This is a genomic window from Bacillus cereus group sp. N21, assembly GCF_016483395.1.
GTDB lineage: Bacteria > Bacillota > Bacilli > Bacillales > Bacillaceae_G > Bacillus_A > Bacillus_A pseudomycoides.
On sequence record NZ_JAEHBX010000199.1, the window covers coordinates 1 to 1,061 of the forward strand.

The following is a 1,061-nucleotide window of genomic DNA, read 5'->3' on the forward strand; positions in this document are numbered from 1 at the left end:
ATTTTATGTCTTTTATAGCAACGAAGTTCATTTTTCTCGTTTTGGGGGTAACCTGTTCTGTTAGGTTGATGGGCATGTGGTGGTACCCCTGTTAGATTTGAAATGTACCAAGTATATTATTTTTCTCTTCTTTATTGGTTTCGATATGTTTAAGTGTGATTTGTGGTGTACTATGATTGAGTATTTCTTGCAACATGGGGTCCCATTAATATGAAGGAATAAATTGAATTTTTGAGGAGCAATACAAGGTTCCAAAGCCATTTTTGACTGAGGATACAAAAGAACGGATTGAAAGAGCATTAAAATAGATTAATACTCCATAAATTAACAAAATGTAATATAATGTAATATGCATGTCCCGTTATTTAAAAATTGAAAGGAGTCATTGTAATGATTATTTGGAGAGGTAAAGGAATGTTAGTAGCCTTAGCATTTATTTTAGGGTTTATGATAAATGGAATCCTTTTTAGTTTTTTGCAAGTGAACACGGAAGATAAATCTGGATTTATTTTGCAAGGAATATTTTCGACTATATCTATAGCGATGATTAATTATTTTTTCACTAAAAAGTTTATATCTGATAGTGTACGAATATTCGTCGATGAAAAAACCGGAGAAAGAGTTCAAATAAAAGATAAATCTTCATTATTTTTCATTCCAAATAAGTATTGGACTTGGATTATTCTAGTTTTAGGTGTTGTAATTATTATTAATGTTAGTGCGCAATTATCATAATTTTTTTTATTATATAAGGGATCACCATATCATTTAAAAAAACTCTGATCTTTTTAAAATCAGAGTTTTTTATATTAACTACTTTTAATAATTTAAATTACATATATTCATAAATTGATTTTATTTAAAATGAAATTTTTATCCATGGATTTCTGTACCTCTTTATTTATATTGTTTTTAATGTATACTTTTCTTGCTAATTTTGATGATATCAGGGGAATTGGGGTGAAGTCAATGTTATAGAGGATTTGAATGTAAACAAATATTAAAAAGTTTACATTCGTATTTATAATAAATAAAAAGCACTTTTTAATGTTTTAAAAGTG

At 27.0% G+C, this 1,061-nt stretch carries 1 protein-coding gene and 2 pseudogenes; 2 read left to right on the forward strand and 1 reads right to left on the reverse strand.

Annotated elements, in window-relative coordinates:
* Positions 1–91 precede the first annotated feature (91 nt).
* Positions 92–196 (reverse strand): annotated as a pseudogene (locus tag JDS96_RS30450) (tyrosine-type recombinase/integrase); the annotation flags it as partial.
* A gap of 31 nt (positions 197–227) precedes the next feature.
* Between JDS96_RS30450 and JDS96_RS33415 the strand changes: the two are divergent.
* Positions 228–302: pseudogene (locus tag JDS96_RS33415) on the forward strand (YolD-like family protein); the annotation flags it as partial.
* Positions 303–390: 88 nt separating this feature from the next.
* Complete coding sequence (locus JDS96_RS30455) at positions 391–735, forward strand: hypothetical protein (protein ID WP_199669091.1); 345 nt, start codon at positions 391–393, stop codon at positions 733–735.
* Positions 736–1,061 lie beyond the last annotated feature (326 nt).

Bases quoted from the DNA above. Each gene is read 5' to 3' on its own strand.
- JDS96_RS30455 (WP_199669091.1), top strand. From the start codon at position 391: ATGATTATTTGGAGAGGTAAAGGAATGTTAGTAGCCTTAGCATTTATT.